The sequence below is a fragment of the Streptomyces sp. NPDC006624 genome (assembly GCF_040611555.1).
Lineage (GTDB): Bacteria > Actinomycetota > Actinomycetes > Streptomycetales > Streptomycetaceae > Streptomyces.
Genome location: NZ_JBEXOM010000001.1, coordinates 594,071 through 609,707, shown reverse-complemented (window position 1 = coordinate 609,707; position 15,637 = coordinate 594,071). Strand labels below are relative to the sequence as shown.

Genomic DNA, 15,637 nt, shown 5'->3' with positions numbered 1-15,637 from the left:
CAGCCTTCTTTCCTGTCCTGCCTGCGTACCTTGCCCCGCTGCCGGTCCCAACCTAATTGATCAGGGCGCCACGTCTGCCGTCGTGGTGCCGTCGTCCGGCTCGACCACGGATACGTTCACGGTGCGCAGGGGTATCAGCGCGAGGACGGCGAGGACGAAGAAGGCGGCGGTGAGCAGGGGCGGGGTGTGCGGCCCCCAGGCGGTGGCGACGGCTCCGCCGAGCAGGGCGCCGAGCGGCACTCCGGCGAACGACAGGGTCCGGAAGGCCGAGCTGACCCGGCCGAGGAGCCCGGAGGGGGTGCGCTCCTGCATGAGGGTCGTCGTGTTGACGTTCCACACCATGCCCAGGAGCCCGAACACACCCAGCGCTCCCACCAGGACCGGCAGGCTGCGCACCGTGCCCATGACGACGAGGAGCGCGGTCTGGACCGCGCCGGCGAGCAGCACTGACGGCAGCCGGCCGAGCCGCGCCACCAGCCGGCTGTTCACCACTCCCCCGGCCAGGCTGCCCAGGGTGAACGCGGCTCCCGCGGCCGCGTAGCCCGCGGGACCGGCCTCCAGCCAGTCGGTGACCAGGACGACGAGCATGGCGAGCTGGGCGCCCATGCCGATGTTGCACAGGGCGGTGGCCGCGCACAGGCCGCGCAGGGCGCTGTCGCGCCACAGGGTGCGCAGCCCTTCGGCGATCTCGCGGCGCAGCGTGCTGCCCGCCGGTCTCGGCTTCCGGTCTGCCTCGGCGGCCGGCAGGGAGGCGATCAGCGCGGCCGCCACCAGGAAGGTCACGGCGTCGGCCGCGAACGGCACGGCCGCACCGGCCGTCAGCAGCAGCGGCACCACCGGCCCGCCCAGCAGACCGCCCGCGATGCGCTGCCCGGTCATCAGCCGGGCGTTGGCGCTGCCCAGCGCGTCCCGGCCGACCAGGGCGGGCAGCAGCGCCGTGGCGGCGTTGTCGAAGAGGGTCTGCAGCGTGGTGAGGGCGACGGCCAGCATGACGAGCAGGCCGATCGAGGCGTGGCCGAGGGCGACGGCCACGGCGAAGGCGGCGACCAGGAGCCCGCGCAGGGCGTCCACCCGCCACATGGCGCGCCGCTGGTCCACCCGGTCGGCGACGGCCCCGCCGAGCAGGCCGAAGACGATCCAGGGCAGATAGCCGCAGGCCGTGACGGAGGCGATGAGCAGCGGCTCGTCGGTCAGGGTCACGGCCAGCAGGGGCAGCGCGGCCGTACGCAGCGCGTCACCGAAGCTGGACAGCACGGCGGCACTCCACAACCGCCCGAAGTCCCCGCGCCACGCGGGCACACGCCTGCTCCCCGCCTCGACCGCCGACACCGCTCCCCCTCATGGTCCGTCCGCTGCACAAACGGTAGGGGGCACCACTGACAATCGGTCCGCGAAGAGGGCGGGAGAGCAGCTCCGGCCGGGCACCTGTGGGTGTCCGGCCGGTCTCAAGTCCTAGATCTCGCCCCGCAGTTTGGCGAGCGCCTCGGCGAGGATCGCCTCGCCGTCCGCGTCGCTGCGCCGCTCGCGCACATAGGCGAGGTGCGTCTTGTAGGGCTCGGTGCGCGGCGGGTCCGGGGGGTTGTCCCGGTCCTGGCCGGCCGGAAATCCGCAGCGGGGACAGTCCCAGGTGTCGGGCACCTGCGCGTCGCTGGCGAAGCTCGGCTGGGTCTCGTGTCCGTTGGAGCACCAGAAGGAGACGCGCAGCCGCGGCGCGGACTCGCCGCGCTCGGCCTCGCCCATCGGCCCCGCCCCGACCCGGCTTCCCCGGATCGCGTTGCCACTTGCCACGGTCGTAACTCCCTGCGTGATGGTGCCGCGAAGCGAGTCGGCGTTCCGCTTCGCTGCGAGCGCCTCAGTCTACGTAAGGCCCAACGCGCGTCCAGTGATTGGAGTTACAACCCGCACACCTAGACGCAAGCCCCATGATAGGCCGCGCTCAGCTGCGCGTACCGAACATGGGGCGTTACGTACGGGTCCGTGCGGATTGCGGCTCGGTCAGTTGTTCACCTTCATCAGGATGCCGAGTACGACAATGCACGCGAACCACAGCAGACCGATCACGACGGTGATCCGGTCGAGGTTGCGCTCGGCGACCGAGGAGCCGCCGACGGAGGACTGCATGCCACCGCCGAACATGTCGGAGAGGCCGCCGCCCTTCCCCTTGTGCATCAGCACCAGCAGCATCAGCAGCAGGCTGAAGACGATCAGGGCGATCGAGAACCCCAAAACCACGGCTGGACCAACTTCCTCGGATTCGGATGGACGACGCGGGGCCCAGCACACTGCCGGACCCCGCAAGGGTACGACGAATCGCCGTTAGCGCATACTCACTGGTCGCGGAAGCGCACGATCTTGACGAATTCGTCCGCGTCCAGGGACGCGCCGCCGACCAGGGCCCCGTCGATGTCGGCCTGGGCCATGATCTCGGCCACGTTGCCCGACTTCACGGAGCCGCCGTACTGGATGCGGACCTTGTCGGCCAGCTCCTGCGAGTACAGCTCGGCGATCTTGCCGCGGATGGCGGCGCAGACCTCCTGGGCGTCCTCGGCGCCGCAGACCTTGCCGGTGCCGATGGCCCAGACGGGCTCGTAGGCGATCACGACGGTCTCGGCCTGCTCGGCCGGGAGGTCCTTCAGACCGCCCTCGACCTGCGCGAGGGTGTGGGAGACGTGGTTGCCCGCCTCGCGGACCTCCAGCTCCTCGCCGACGCACAGGATGGGGGTCAGGCCGTGCTTGTAGGCGGCCTTGACCTTGGCGTTGACGATCTCGTCGGTCTCGGCGTGGTACTGCCGGCGCTCGGAGTGGCCGATCGCCACGTAGGTGCACTTCAGCTTGGCCAGCATCGGGCCGGAGATCTCGCCGGTGTAGGCGCCGCCGTCGTGCGCCGAGATGTCCTGGGCTCCGTACTTGATCTTGAGCTTGTCGCCGTCGACCAGGGTCTGCACGGAGCGCAGGTCGGTGAAGGGCGGCAGGACGGCGACCTCGACGGCCTCGTAGTCCTTGTCCGCGAGGGCGAAGGCGAGCTTCTGGACGTGGGCGATGGCCTCGAGGTGGTTGAGGTTCATCTTCCAGTTGCCCGCCATCAGCGGCGTGCGCGTGCTCATAAAGGGTCAGTCCTCCAGTGCGGCGAGGCCGGGGAGCGTCTTGCCCTCGAGGTATTCGAGGGAGGCGCCGCCACCGGTCGAGATGTGGCCGAATGCGGTCTCGTCGAAGCCCAGGATGCGGACGGCCGCGGCGGAGTCGCCACCGCCGACCACCGTGAAGGCCCGGGAGTCGAGGAGAGCCTGGGCGACCGCCTTGGTGCCCTCGGCGAATTCGGGGTGCTCGAAGACGCCCATGGGGCCGTTCCAGAAGACGGTGGCGGCGTCGGCGATCTTCGAGGCGTACAGCTTGCGGGACTCGGGGCCGATGTCCAGGCCCATCCGGCCGGCGGGCATGGCGTCCGCGGCGACGGTGGCGGCCTGGGCCGGGGCCTTGGTCTTGAGGTCCGGGAACTCCGGCGCGACCACGACGTCCACGGGCAGGACCAGCTCGACGCCGTTCTTCTCGGCGCGCTCGATGTACTCCCGGACGGCCGGGAGCTGGTCCTCCTGGACCAGGGAGGTGCCGATCTCGTGGCCCTTGGCCTTGAGGAAGGTGAAGACCATGCCGCCGCCGATGAGCAGACGGTCGGCCTTGCCGAGCAGCTGGTCGATGACGGCCAGCTTGTCGGACACCTTGGCTCCGCCGAGGACGACGGCGTAGGGCCGCTTGACGTCGTCGGTGAGCTTCCTGAGGACACCGACCTCCGTGGCGATGAGGTACCCGGCGTAGTGCGGCAGGCGGGCCGGGAGGTCGAAGACCGAGGCGTGCCCCCGGTGCACCGCGCCGAAGCCGTCGCCGACGTAGACGTCGGCCAGGCCGGCGAGCCGGTCGGCGAAGGCGGCGCGCTCGGCGTCGTCCTTGCTGGTCTCGCCGGCGTTGAAGCGCAGGTTCTCGACGACGGCGACCTGCCCGTCGGCGAGGCCGGCGACGACGGCCTGCGCGGAGTCGCCGACCGTGTCGGTCGCGAAGGCCACGTCGGCGCCCAGGAGTTCCCCGAGGCGCGCGGCGGCGGGGGCGAGGGAGAAGGCGGGGTCGGGGGCGCCCTTGGGGCGGCCCAGGTGCGAGGCGACGACCACCCGGGCGCCCGCGTCGGCGAGGGCCTTGACGGTGGGCAGCACGGCACGGATGCGGCCGTCGTCGGTGATGGTCGTGCCGTCCAGCGGCACGTTCAGGTCGGCGCGGACGAAGACCCGCCGGCCCGCGACTCCTTCGGCGAGGAGTTCGTCGATCGTCTTCATGGGGACTCCTGAAAGAGCTCGTGATCGCTCGGAAGCGCTCGTGATCGAACAGCTCTGATCTGTACGTGAGTCAGGGCTCGGACAGCGCATTCTCGCGCTGCCCGAGCCCTGCTCTCACATGGTCGTGCCTGCTCGGTCGATCAGAGCTGGTTGCCGACGAAGACCGTGAGGTCGACGAGGCGGTTGGAGTAGCCCCACTCGTTGTCGTACCAGCCGATGACCTTCACGTTCTTGCCCTCCTGGACCATGGTCAGGGAGGAGTCGAAGGTGCAGGACGCCGGGGCGTTCACGATGTCCGAGGAGACGATCGGGTCCTCGGTGTACTCGAGGATGCCCTTGAGCTCGCCCTCGGCGGCCTTCTGGAAGGCGGCGTTGACCTCTTCCTTGGTGACCTCGCGGGACAGCTCGATGACGAGGTCGGTGACCGAGCCGGTCGGGACCGGGACGCGCATGGCCATGCCGTCCAGCTTGCCCTTGAGCTGCGGCAGCACCAGGGCGGTGGCCTTGGCGGCACCCGTGGTGGTCGGGATGATGTTCTCGGCGGCGGCACGCGCGCGACGCAGGTCCTTGTGCGGGAAGTCCAGGATCCGCTGGTCGTTGGTGTACGCGTGCACCGTCGTCATCAGGCCCTTGACGATGCCGAAGTTCTCGTCGAGGACCTTCGCCATCGGCGCCACGCAGTTGGTGGTGCAGGAGGCGTTGGAGATGACGTGGTGGTTCGCCGGGTCGTACTTGTCCTGATTGACGCCCATCACGATGGTGACGTCCTCGTCCTTGGCCGGGGCCGAGATGAGGACCTTCTTCGCGCCGCCGGTGATGTGCTTCTCGGCGTCGGCCTTCTTCGTGAAGATGCCGGTCGACTCGATGACGATGTCGACGCCCAGCTCGCCCCACGGGATGTCGGCGGGGTTGCGCTCGGCGAGCACCTTGATGGTCTTGCCGTCCACGGTGATCGTGTCGGCGGTGTGCGTGACCTCCTGCTTCAGACGGCCCAGGATGGTGTCGTACTTCAGCAGATGAGCGGTGGTCGCGGTGTCACCCAGGTCGTTGACAGCCACGATCTCGATGTCTGCCCCCTGCTCCAGCAGCGCGCGGAAGTAGTTACGCCCGATGCGGCCGAAGCCGTTGATGCCTACGCGGATCGTCACGAACCGATCTCCTCGTTGGTACGCCGGCCATGCGGTGCCGGCGAGCTCTGTTTGGGATGTCCCCGACCGCCTCCGACCCTACCTCCCTGAGGCCCGGGGAGTGACATCCAGATGCCCCATACACGGCAGGGCGGTCCGTACCGGCCAGTAGGGGTACGGACCGCCCGACTCCGAGAGCGAGATCACTGGATTTCGCTACCCGGAGTGGTGTCTGTTGACCGCGGAGTTCCCCGTTCGGGGGAGCTCACACGTCCAGGGAGGCGAGCGCCTTTCTCATCAATGCCGCCCGGTCGGGTGCAGTGGCGACGTGCTCCAGGCCGAAGCCCAGCAGCACGGTGTCGTCCGTGGTGACGGCGCCGTAGGTCTGGAACAGGGCCCCGGTGCGGGTCCAGTCCTTGACGACGGGCGGGCTGCCCGCGGGGGGTCCGGCCGCCTGCCAGGCACCCAGGGAGGTCTCGAAGCCCTCGGTCTCCTTCGCCGTGCCGCCGACGACGAGCGAGGCCTCGTCGGCGAGGACGCCGTGCCCGCCGGTGCCCGGGTCGGTGACGTAGCTGATCGAGATCTCGATCGCCTTGCCCGCGTAGGCGCTCAGGTCGAAGTCCACCTGCTGCCAGCCGCCGGACGATCCGGTGAGGGCGTGCCAGGAGCCGCTCGTGCCGCTCGCGGTGCAGCCCTCGTCCGACTGGGTCAGGTAGTGCCGCAGCCAGGGGTGCTCACGGATGTAGAAGCCGGCCTCGCACTCTGCGGGCACGGCGGCCGTGGTGCGGCCGTTCCTCTCGGGCAGGGTCGTCCAGTCGTCGCCGCCCGCGGTGCGGGCCTCGATGAGGACGTTGTCGTAGCCGCGCTCGGTGTCCCACATCAGCTGGGCGCGCAGGGCGGGCTGCTGGGCCGCCGTGACTCCGGTGAGGTCCACGGTGCGCTGGAGGCGCTTGTAGCCGTCGTCGGTGTGCAGGGCGGCGGCCATCGAGGATCCCGCGTACGGCCCGTAGGGGTTGACCGCCCCGGCGAACTGCCCGGCGCCCTTGCTCGCGAACCGGGGATAGCGGTCGGCGGGCAGTTCGTCGGAGGTCACGCCGTAGCGGCCCGCCCGGTCCAGCGGGTTGCCGGGGGCGGCGGCCAGCGGGCCCGTGAAGCCGCTCAGCTCACCGGAGCCGGTGAAGCCGGTGGCCCCGGCGGCCGCGGTCCGGCTGTAGGCGCCCAGGTAGTACTGGCTGAAGTCGTTCGACAGGGCGCCGCCGCCGAGGTCGACGCTGCCGCCGGCCTCCTCCCCCGCCTCGATCAGCCGCCCGCCCTCGTTGAGGAAGGCGCGCAGCTGCAGCTGGGTCGCGTGGCCGGGCGCGTCCGCGCCCGTGTAGTGGACGACGGTGTCGAAGTGGCTCAGCACGCCCAGCGCGTCCGGCGCGCCCCGTTCGGCGACGTCCCAGACGACCGCCCTGCGGCCGTTGGCCTTCAGCGCGTCCACGTACGTCTGGGCCTGCGTGGTTCTCGCGCCCTCCTCGGCGACGACGAGCGTGTCCGCGCGGGGCCGCTCGGCGACGGTGTAGGTGAAGCGCTCGCTGGAGACCTTCCTGCCGTTCCGGGTCTCCGCGGTGAACCACACCTCGACCTCGTCGCCGGGGTCGCCGTCCTTGACCCGGGCCCGGTACTCGTCGAAGTGGAGGTTGTCGTCACCGCCGTAGGTCTCGCCGCCCTTCCAGGCCCTGAGCGCCATGTCCTCGGTGCGGCCGCCGTTGACGCGGTACTTCAGCTCCTTGTCGCGCAGCGACTTGCGGGCGACGACGGAGACCTCCTGGTCGGCGCCGCGGGAGTACGACACCGGGAACGCGGCCGGGGTGAAGTCGGCGGCCTTCAGCCCGACGGACGACGACGGCCGGTCCGGGTGCGCGGCGGACTCGGCCACGGACAGCGCGAACGGGACGTTCTTGGCGAACTCCTCCTGGATCAGCTTCTCGTCGTCCGGGAAGGTGAAGACCGAACGGCAGTCGGAGGCCTTCCACTCGTCGTCCGGGTCCGCGTTGGACACGGTCTGACAGGTCGACATCTCCGGGGTGAACATGGCCAGGCCGTTGACGTTCGCCGCGTGGCCGTCCGCCTCGCCGTTGGTGGTGTACAGCTCGGAGGAGATCTGCGGGTGGTAGCCCGGGACCGCGGAGTTCTCGGGCGTACCGGCGAGCGCCTCGTACATGACGTCGTCCGGCGTGGTCGTGGCGACCTGCCAGCCGACTCCGTAGAGGAGCAGTTCGGCGGCGGAGTGGTAGTTGATGCCGAACGTGAAGCCGATCCGCTTCTGGAAGGCGTCCAGGGCCTTGGTCTCGGGCTCGGAGTTGGGGCCCGCGCCGCGGTAGGTCTCGCTGGCGGGGCGGGGCGAGGAGCCCTCGTCGTCGTAGCCCCACCGGTAGGCGAAGTTGCGGTTGAGGTCGACGCCGTCGCCGGTGGTGATGGTGCCGTCGCCGTTGATGTCCCGCAGGTTCTTGCGCCACATGCGGTTGGCGTCGGCGGCGTGGGTGAAGTCGTAGCCGTCCGGGTTGGCCGAGATCAGGAACCACAGTTCGGTGGAGTCGACGATCTTCTTGACGCGCCGGTCCTTCGTGTAGTTGTCCAGGTAGTGGTGCATCAGGCGCCGGGTCATCTCCGGCGTGATCCACTCGCGCGCGTGCTGGTTGGACATGTAGAGGACGGCGGGCCTGGAGCCGTCCTTCGTCTTCTTCGCGTTCCGGGTGAGCTTCAGGGCGAGGATGTCCTTGCCCTGGACGGTCTTGCCGATGGAGACGACCTTGGTCAGGCCCGGGTTCCGCTGCGCGGTCCTGACGATCTCCTCCCTCAGGCCGCCCTTGCCGCTGTACGGGCGGAACACGCCCTCGGCGGCGTCCTCGACGCGTGCGTCGGCCCGTGTGGAGAGGGTGTGCTCGGCGAGGTCGACGCCCTGCACGCGCAGGTCCTTCGCCTGCCGCTCGGTCAGGTAGACCTCGACGGTGGCGGTGCCCTTCGCGGGCACTCGTTCACTGAGCTCGTGGCCGTCCTGGCCCGCCGCCAGCAGCAGGGGTACCTGCTGCTGGGTGACGTCGGCGCGGAAGACCTTGACTTCGTCCGGGTCGGTCGGGGTCGAACGACCGGGCTGCGCCTGGGCGATGGGCGCGATGCTCGCTCCGCCGATCAGGAGCGCGCCGACAGCGAGGATCGCTCTCGCTCTTCGTCTCATGAACCCCCCTAGCGTGGGTCCGCCACAGCAGCGAACAGATGCCAGGCTCATGACAGTCCATGATCGAGTCAAGGGCGCCTCAGCGACACGCAAGAGCCGGTGCCGGTCACCCAAGTGGGCGCCCGCACCGGCTGTTTGACGTTCTGTCGGATCAGCCCACGAGGTTGTCGGCCAGCTCGTCGCTGAGGTTGGCCTCCGTGCCCGGGATGCCCAGGTCGGAGGCGCGCTTGTCGGCCATGGCCAGCAGGCGGCGGATCCGGCCGGCGACCGCGTCCTTGGTCAGCGGCGGGTCGGCGAGCGCGCCGAGCTCCTCCAGGGAGGCCTGCTTGTGCTCCATGCGCAGCCGGCCGGCCGCGGCGAGGTGCTCGGGCACGTCCTCGCCGAGGATCTCCAGGGCGCGCTGCACCCGGGCCCCGGCGGCGACGGCCGCGCGGGCCGAGCGGCGCAGGTTGGCGTCGTCGAAGTTGGCCAGGCGGTTCGCCGTGGCGCGCACCTCGCGGCGCATCCGGCGCTCCTCCCAGGCCAGCACCGACTCGTGAGCGCCCAGGCGCGTCAGCAGCGCACCGATCGCGTCACCGTCACGGACGACGACCCGGTCCACTCCGCGCACCTCGCGGGCCTTGGCGGCGATCGACAGCCGGCGGGCGGCGCCGACCAGGGCGAGCGCTGCCTCGGGGCCCGGGCAGGTCACCTCCAGGGAGGAGGAGCGGCCGGGCTCGGTGAGCGAGCCGTGCGCCAGGAACGCGCCGCGCCAGGCGGCCTCGGCGTCGCAGGTGGCCCCCGAGACCACCTGCGGCGGCAGACCGCGGATCGGACGGCCGCGGCCGTCCACCAGACCGGTCTGGCGGGCCAGCTGGTCACCGCCCGCGACCACCCGCACCACGTAGCGCGAGCCGCGGCGCAGCCCGCCCGGGGCCATCACGATCAGCTCCGAGCCGTGGCCGAAGATCTCCAGGATGTCCCGCTTGAGGCGGCGGGCCGCCATCGCGGTGTCCAGCTCCGCCTCGATCACGATCCGACCGCTCACCAGGTGGAGGCCGCCGGCGAACCGCAGAATGGCGGATACCTCCGCCTTCCTGCAGCAGGTCCGGGTGACGGGTAGCCGGGAGATCTCATCCTTCACCGCTGCCGTCATCGCCATGGGCCGATCCTTCCATGCATCCGAAAAATACGGTCGTACGCGGCGGCCAACAGCTCCGGGTCGTGCCTCGGGGTGCCGTCGGGCCGGGCCACCGGCGCCAGCTCGACCGCGGCCCCGAACCGCTTGGCGGCATCGGTCAGGGAGTCCCGGTCGGGCACGGCGGCCTCGTCGGCCAGCACCACGTCCAGGGCGAGTTTAGGGGCGTGTCGTCCCAAAACCTCCAAATGACGCTGCGGGGAGAAGCCCTCGGTTTCTCCGGGCTGCGGGGCGAGGTTCAGGGAGAGTACCCGGCGGGCCTTGGTCTGCGTGAGCGCGTCCAGCAGCTCGGGCACCAGCAGGTGCGGGATGACCGAGGAGAACCAGGAGCCGGGGCCGAGCACCACCCAGTCGGCGTCCCGGACGGCCTCGACCGCCTCGGGGACGGCGGGCGGGTCGTTCGGCACGAGGTGGACGGACTGCACCTCGCCCGGGGTGAGGGCGACGGTGGCCTGGCCGCGGACCGTGTCGACCTCGTCCGGGCGGGCCGGGTCGTGGCCCCTGACCAGGGCCTGGAGCTCCAGCGGGACGGCGGACATGGGCAGCACACGGCCCTGGGCGCCCAGCAGCCGTCCGACCAGGTCCAGGGCCTGGACGTGGTCACCGAGCTGCTCCCACAGGGCGACGATGAGCAGGTTGCCGACCGCGTGCTCGTGCAGGTCGCCCTTGGACTGGAAGCGGTGCTGGATGACCCGGGCCCAGGTCTGGCCCCAGTCGTCGTCTCCGCACAGCGCGGCCAGCGCCTTGCGCAGGTCGCCGGGCGGCAGCACGCCCAGCTCGTCGCGCAGCCGTCCGCTGGAGCCGCCGTCGTCGGCGACCGTGACGACGGCGGTGAGGTCGCCGGTGATCCGGCGGAGAGCGGCGAGCGAGGCGGACAGGCCCATGCCGCCGCCCAGGGCGACGACCTTGGGCTGGGTGCCGCGGCGGCGCGGTCTGCCGCCCCGGGCCTCGACGGGCCGGCCGCCCTTACCTCCGGTGTTGCCGTCGGGCACCACCCGGCGCAGCCGGCTCAGCCGCGGAGTGCGTCGTGTCATTCGCGTCCCATGTCCCGGTGGACGACCACCGTCTCCACGCCCTCGGCCGCGAGGCGGGCGGCGAGCTTCTCCGACATGGCGACCGAGCGGTGCTTGCCGCCCGTGCAGCCCACGGCGATGGTCACGTAGCGCTTGCCCTCGCGGCGGTAGCCGGTGGCGACGAGCTGCAGCAGCTCGGTGTAGCGGTCGAGGAACTCCTTGGCGCCGGGCTGGTTGAAGACGTACCCGGAGACCTCCTCGTTGAGGCCGGTGTACGGGCGCAGCTCCGGGACCCAGTGCGGGTTCGGCAGGAAGCGGCAGTCGACGACGAGGTCGGCGTCGACCGGCAGGCCGTACTTGTAGCCGAAGGACATGACCGTGGCCCGCAGCTCCGGCTCCTCCTCGCCGGCGAACTGGGCGTCCATCTTGGCGCGCAGCTCGTGCACGTTGAGGCTGGAGGTGTCGATCACCAGGTCGGCGTCGCCGCGCAGCTCGCGCAGCAGCTCGCGCTCGGCGGCGATGCCGTCGACGATGCGGCCGTCGCCCTGCAGCGGATGCGGACGGCGCACCGACTCGAAACGCCGCACCAGGGCCTCGTCGGAGGACTCCAGGAAGACGATCCGCCGGGTGACGTTCTTCGCCTCCAGGTCCGCCAGGGACTCGCGGAGGTTGTCGAAGAAGCGGCGGCCGCGGACGTCGACGACGACGGCGATCCGGGCCACGTTGCCCTGGGAGCGGGCGCCGAGCTCCACCATCGTGGGGATCAGCGCGGGCGGCAGGTTGTCGACGACGAACCAGCCGAGGTCCTCCAGGCACTTCGCGGCCGTCGAGCGGCCGGCTCCGGACATGCCGGAGATGATCACCAGCTCGGGGATGCCCGTGTCCGGGACCTGGGGCTTGTCGTTGGGCGTGCCCGTACTCACCTGTGCTCCTGCTCCGGCTTGCTGTTGCTGCCCGTCGTGCTCGTTCACATTCATGACTCCTGCCCCCGTCGTTCGTCCGGGGCTCCCGTCCTCACCGGCTCCCCGCTGGAACCCATGGTGCCGGGTTCCTCTTCAATGATCTCTCCGGTCGCGGTGTTGACGGCGGGTGCGGCCGGCGCCGAGCGGGCCAGGGCCACGGCGATCGTCTCCGCCGTCTTGCGGCCTATGCCGGGGACCTCGCAGATCTGCTCGATCGTGGCGGATCGCAGCCTCTTCAGCGAACCGAAGTGCTTCAGGAGTGCCTGCTTGCGCGTGTCGCCGAGGCCGGGGACGTCGTCCAGGGGGCTGGAGCGGAAGCGCTTGGACCGCTTGGTGCGCTGGTAGGTGATCGCGAACCTGTGCGCCTCGTCACGGACGCGCTGGAGCAGGTAGAGGCCCTCGCTGGTGCGGGGCAGGACCACCGGGTCGTCGTCGCCGGGCAGCCAGACCTCCTCCAGGCGCTTGGCGAGGCCGCAGACGGCGATGTCGTCGATGCCGAGCTCGTCCAGGGCGCGCCGGGCCGCCGCGACCTGCGGGGCGCCGCCGTCGACGACCACGAGCTGGGGCGGGTAGGCGAACTTCTTCGGGCGGCCGTCGTCCTCGGTGAGGCCCTCGGGACCGACCGGGGCGCCCGAGGCTGTGAGGACGTCGGGGCCGGCCGGTGTCTGCGTGGCCGCGAGGGCGTCCGGGCCGGCGAGGGTGCCCGCCCCGCCCTGGCCGTTCCCTCCGTCCCGGCCGTTCTCCCCGTCGGCCCACTCGCCGGTCTTCTCCTTCTCGGCCAGGTAGCGCCGGAAGCGGCGGGTGATCACCTCGTGCATGGAGCGGACGTCGTCCTGCCCGGCGAAGCCCTTGATCTGGAAGCGGCGGTACTCGCTCTTGCGGGCGAGCCCGTCCTCGAAGACGACCATGGAGGCCACCACGTCGTCGCCCTGGAGGTGGGAGATGTCGTAGCACTCGATGCGCAGCGGGGCGCTGTCCAGCTCGAGGGCGTCGGCGATCTCCTCCAGGGCGCGCGAGCGCGTGGTCAGGTCGGAGGCGCGCTTGGTCTTGTGCAGCACGAGCGCCTGCTGGGCGTTGCGCTGCACGGTCTCCATGAGCGCCTTCTTGTCGCCGCGCTGCGGGACGCGCAGGGAGACGCCGGAGCCGCGCCGCCCGGCGAGCCACTCCTGGACGGGCTCGACGGGGTCGGGCAGGGCCGGGACGAGGACCTCCTTGGGGACGGCGTCCCCGGTCTCCTCCCCGTACAGCTGCTGCAGGGCGTGCTCGACGAGGGCGCCGGTGGTGATCTCCTCGACCTTGTCGGTGACCCAGCCGCGCTGGCCGCGCACCCGCCCGCCGCGGACGTGGAAGATCTGGACGGCCGCCTCCAGCTCGTCCTCGGCGACCGCGATCAGGTCGGCGTCGGTCGCGTCGGCGAGCACGACCGCGTTCTTCTCCATGGCCTTCTTCAGGGCGTCGATGTCGTCGCGCAGCCGGGCCGCCCGCTCGTACTCCATCTCCTCGGCCGCCTCGCCCATCTGCCGCTCCAGGCGGCGGATGTACGTGTGCGTCCGGCCGGTCATGAAGTCGCAGAACTCGTCGGCCAGTTCGCGGTGCTCCTCGGCCGAGACGCGGTCGACGCAGGGGGCCGAGCACTTGCCGATGTAACCGAGGAGGCAGGGACGGCCGGTGCGGGCGGCGTTCTTGAACACGCCCGCCGAGCAGGTGCGCACCGGGAAGACGCGCAGCAGCAGGTCGACCGTGTCGCGGATCGCCCACGCGTGCGCGTACGGCCCGAAGTAGCGCACGCCCTTCTTCTTGTGACCGCGCATCACCTGCACGCGCGGGTACTCCTCGTTCATCGTCACCGCGAGGTACGGATAGCTCTTGTCGTCGCGGTACTTGACGTTGAACCGGGGGTCGTACTCCTTGATCCACGAGTACTCCAGCTGGAGCGCCTCGACCTCCGTGGACACCACCGTCCACTCCACGGACGCGGCCGTGGTGACCATGGAGCGGGTGCGCGGGTGCAGGCCCGCCAGATCCTGGAAGTAGTTCGCCAGGCGCTGGCGCAGGCTCTTCGCCTTTCCGACGTAGATCACCCGGCGGTGCTCGTCACGGAACCTGTAGACCCCCGGCGAGTCGGGGATCTCGCCCGGCTTGGGGCGGTAGCTGGAGGGGTCGGCCATGTCTCACACCCTACTGGCGGGCACCGACAGCGGGGCGGGGCGGCGGGGCGTGATCACGGCCCGGCGGGCGGCGGTTTCCCAGGGCATGCGCCGCCAGGGGGTTACGGCAGGCCGGGAGCGGGAATGCAGGCTTCCCACGGGGACACGGCGCCGTCCGGTGGGCGGAGGCCGTGTCGGTGCAGACACACGTTGTCAGGCGGACCGGCCGCTCCCGGCGCGGAGCGGATCGGGCCACGGGTCGGAGGGCTGCGCGGATGAAGCGGATGCGGATCGAGAAAACCCGGCGGACGGTCCGTGCCCGCCGGCACGCGGACGAGGCGTTCGGGCTGCGCGACCTCCTGGACCCGCGCGACCCCGACATAGTGAGGGCCAAGCGCCGCTCCCTCGAGGAGCAGAGCGGAACCGACCGCGTGTAGAAGCACACGGTCCGACGCGAACGCCCGGGGCGCACGCCCCGGGCGTTCGCATGTCCGCACCGGCCCGGCGGACGATGCCGTGCGCCGGGCCGGCCGGGCGTACATCACTGTCCGGCATCAGGTGTTGTCGGGACCAGGTCAACACGCTTCAATGCGGGGGAACTCGGGGCCCTGAACGACGGCGTACGGATGTGAAGACCTTCCCAGCGCCGGTGGGCGGCCCCGCGCGAACGGTCTGACCAGCCGTTGCCGACTCATAGAGAGGCCCCTGCATGCCGCACGCCACACAGCACGCGGACGTCGCCACCGCCGAGCTGGACTCTGCTCTGCGAGGCGGCCCCTTCCACGTCGCCCTGCGTGCCGCGATAGCCGCCCGCGGGCTGCCCCTGCAACGCGTGCAGCACCATCTGTCCCGGTACGGGGTGAAGGTCGGCGTGACGAGCCTGAGTTACTGGCAGCAGGGCGCCCGGCGTCCGCAGCGGCCCGAGTCGCTGCGGGCGGTCCGGGCTCTGGAGGAGATCCTGCAACTGCCCCAGGAGTCCCTGATCCGGCTGCTCGCCGAGGCCGGCGACGGCCCGTCCGGGCAGCGTTCCGCGGCCCGCTCCTACCGCTCCCTCGTCGAGGCCTCCGGGGTGCTGGACCAGTTGCTGGCCGAGCTGGAGTGCCCGCCGGACGGCGGTCTGCACACCCTCGCGCACCATGAGCGGCTCCGCATCGGGGCCCGGCGCGAGCTGGCCGAGCGCGACTCGCACCACATCGTGCGCGCCCATCGCGACGGCGTCGACCGCTTCGTGGCCGTTCACCACGGCGACCGGGGCGCCGCGCCGGAGCGCATGCGGGTGCACGCACTGGAGAACTGCCGCATCGGGCGGATCCGTTGGCACAGCGACACCGGCCTGCTCGCGGCCGAGCTGCTCTTCGACACCCGGCTGCGGGCCGGAGACACCTTCCTGTTCCGCTACGGCGTCGAGGACGGGACCGCGGGGGTCTCCCGCGAGTACCTGCGCGGGTTCGACGTCCCCGGCGGGCAGTACGCGCTCCAGGTGGGCTTCGACGCGGCGGCCCTGCCGGTGCGCTGCCACCGGTTCTCGCAGCCCTCGGCGGCGGCGCCGCGCAGCGGGTGCCAGGAGCTGGCGATGAGCGGGCGGCACCGGTCGGTGCACCTGGTGGAGCCGCGGGTGCGGGCCGGTTTCCTGGGGATCGGCTGGGACTGGGAGTAGCCGCCCTGGGCC

General features: G+C 71.4%; 13 protein-coding genes. 2 read left to right on the top strand and 11 right to left on the bottom strand.

From position 1 onward, the window contains the following. Nucleotides 1–60: 60 nt before the first annotated feature. From ABZY20_RS02725 to uvrC, 11 genes are all read right to left on the bottom strand, one after another. Complete coding sequence (locus ABZY20_RS02725) at nt 61–1,329, bottom strand: MFS transporter (RefSeq protein ID WP_356435524.1); 1,269 nt, start codon at nt 1,327–1,329, stop codon at nt 61–63. A gap of 123 nt (nt 1,330–1,452) precedes the next feature. Continuing rightward, complete coding sequence (locus ABZY20_RS02720; protein ID WP_028422638.1) at nt 1,453–1,740, bottom strand: RNA polymerase-binding protein RbpA; 288 nt, start codon at nt 1,738–1,740, stop codon at nt 1,453–1,455. Between the two features lie 255 nt (nt 1,741–1,995). After that, a complete protein-coding gene (gene secG, locus ABZY20_RS02715) occupies nt 1,996–2,232 on the bottom strand; it encodes a preprotein translocase subunit SecG (RefSeq protein ID WP_094052663.1) in 237 nt (78 codons plus the stop codon). A gap of 95 nt (nt 2,233–2,327) precedes the next feature. Next, a complete protein-coding gene (gene tpiA / locus ABZY20_RS02710) occupies nt 2,328–3,104 on the bottom strand; it encodes a triose-phosphate isomerase (protein ID WP_356435521.1) in 777 nt (258 codons plus the stop codon). Nucleotides 3,105–3,110: 6 nt separating this feature from the next. After that, nucleotides 3,111–4,322: a phosphoglycerate kinase gene (locus ABZY20_RS02705; protein WP_356435519.1), complete on the bottom strand. Its 1,212-nt coding sequence runs from the start codon at nt 4,320–4,322 to the stop codon at nt 3,111–3,113. Nucleotides 4,323–4,462: 140 nt separating this feature from the next. Then, nucleotides 4,463–5,470: a type I glyceraldehyde-3-phosphate dehydrogenase gene (gene gap / locus ABZY20_RS02700; RefSeq protein WP_356435516.1), complete on the bottom strand. Its 1,008-nt coding sequence runs from the start codon at nt 5,468–5,470 to the stop codon at nt 4,463–4,465. A gap of 244 nt (nt 5,471–5,714) precedes the next feature. Further along, nucleotides 5,715–8,669: a M14 family zinc carboxypeptidase gene (locus ABZY20_RS02695; protein ID WP_356435513.1), complete on the bottom strand. Its 2,955-nt coding sequence runs from the start codon at nt 8,667–8,669 to the stop codon at nt 5,715–5,717. Between the two features lie 151 nt (nt 8,670–8,820). Further along, nucleotides 8,821–9,810, bottom strand: coding sequence for a DNA-binding protein WhiA (gene whiA, locus ABZY20_RS02690; RefSeq protein WP_356435510.1), 990 nt, complete (start codon nt 9,808–9,810; stop codon nt 8,821–8,823). Continuing rightward, nucleotides 9,801–10,880, bottom strand: a complete 1,080-nt coding sequence (gene yvcK, locus ABZY20_RS02685) for a uridine diphosphate-N-acetylglucosamine-binding protein YvcK (protein WP_356435507.1) — start codon at nt 10,878–10,880, stop codon at nt 9,801–9,803. The genes whiA and yvcK overlap by 10 nt, the downstream gene beginning before the upstream one ends. Then, nucleotides 10,877–11,836: an RNase adapter RapZ gene (gene rapZ, locus ABZY20_RS02680; protein ID WP_356435504.1), complete on the bottom strand. Its 960-nt coding sequence runs from the start codon at nt 11,834–11,836 to the stop codon at nt 10,877–10,879. The genes yvcK and rapZ overlap by 4 nt, the downstream gene beginning before the upstream one ends. After that, entirely contained in the window at nt 11,833–13,989 is a 2,157-nt protein-coding gene (uvrC, locus tag ABZY20_RS02675) for an excinuclease ABC subunit UvrC (RefSeq protein WP_356435502.1), read from the bottom strand. Before uvrC ends, rapZ begins: the two co-directional genes overlap by 4 nt. A gap of 263 nt (nt 13,990–14,252) precedes the next feature. Here uvrC and ABZY20_RS02670 point away from each other — a divergent pair, with 263 nt between their 5' ends. Next, nucleotides 14,253–14,405 carry a hypothetical protein gene (locus tag ABZY20_RS02670; protein WP_356435499.1) on the top strand — a complete coding sequence of 51 codons (153 nt, stop codon included), beginning with the start codon at nt 14,253–14,255 and terminating at the stop codon, nt 14,403–14,405. A gap of 272 nt (nt 14,406–14,677) precedes the next feature. Next, the gene (locus ABZY20_RS02665; protein ID WP_356435496.1) at nt 14,678–15,625 is read left to right on the top strand and encodes a hypothetical protein; all 948 of its coding nucleotides are present in this window, start codon (nt 14,678–14,680) and stop codon (nt 15,623–15,625) included. Nucleotides 15,626–15,637 lie beyond the last annotated feature (12 nt).

Excerpts from the sequence above, each read along its gene's own strand:
- ABZY20_RS02720 (WP_028422638.1), bottom strand. The coding sequence starts at position 1,740 with ATGGGCGAGGCCGAGCGCGGCGAGTCCGCGCCGCGGCTGCGCGTCTCC.
- tpiA (WP_356435521.1), bottom strand. The coding sequence starts at position 3,104 with ATGAGCACGCGCACGCCGCTGATGGCGGGCAACTGGAAGATGAACCTC.
- ABZY20_RS02705 (WP_356435519.1), bottom strand. The coding sequence starts at position 4,322 with ATGAAGACGATCGACGAACTCCTCGCCGAAGGAGTCGCGGGCCGGCGG.
- ABZY20_RS02695 (WP_356435513.1), bottom strand. The coding sequence starts at position 8,669 with ATGAGACGAAGAGCGAGAGCGATCCTCGCTGTCGGCGCGCTCCTGATC.
- whiA (WP_356435510.1), bottom strand. The coding sequence starts at position 9,810 with ATGGCGATGACGGCAGCGGTGAAGGATGAGATCTCCCGGCTACCCGTC.
- yvcK (WP_356435507.1), bottom strand. The coding sequence starts at position 10,880 with ATGACACGACGCACTCCGCGGCTGAGCCGGCTGCGCCGGGTGGTGCCC.
- rapZ (WP_356435504.1), bottom strand. The coding sequence starts at position 11,836 with ATGAATGTGAACGAGCACGACGGGCAGCAACAGCAAGCCGGAGCAGGA.
- uvrC (WP_356435502.1), bottom strand. The coding sequence starts at position 13,989 with ATGGCCGACCCCTCCAGCTACCGCCCCAAGCCGGGCGAGATCCCCGAC.
- ABZY20_RS02670 (WP_356435499.1), top strand. The coding sequence starts at position 14,253 with ATGCGGATCGAGAAAACCCGGCGGACGGTCCGTGCCCGCCGGCACGCG.
- ABZY20_RS02665 (WP_356435496.1), top strand. The coding sequence starts at position 14,678 with ATGCCGCACGCCACACAGCACGCGGACGTCGCCACCGCCGAGCTGGAC.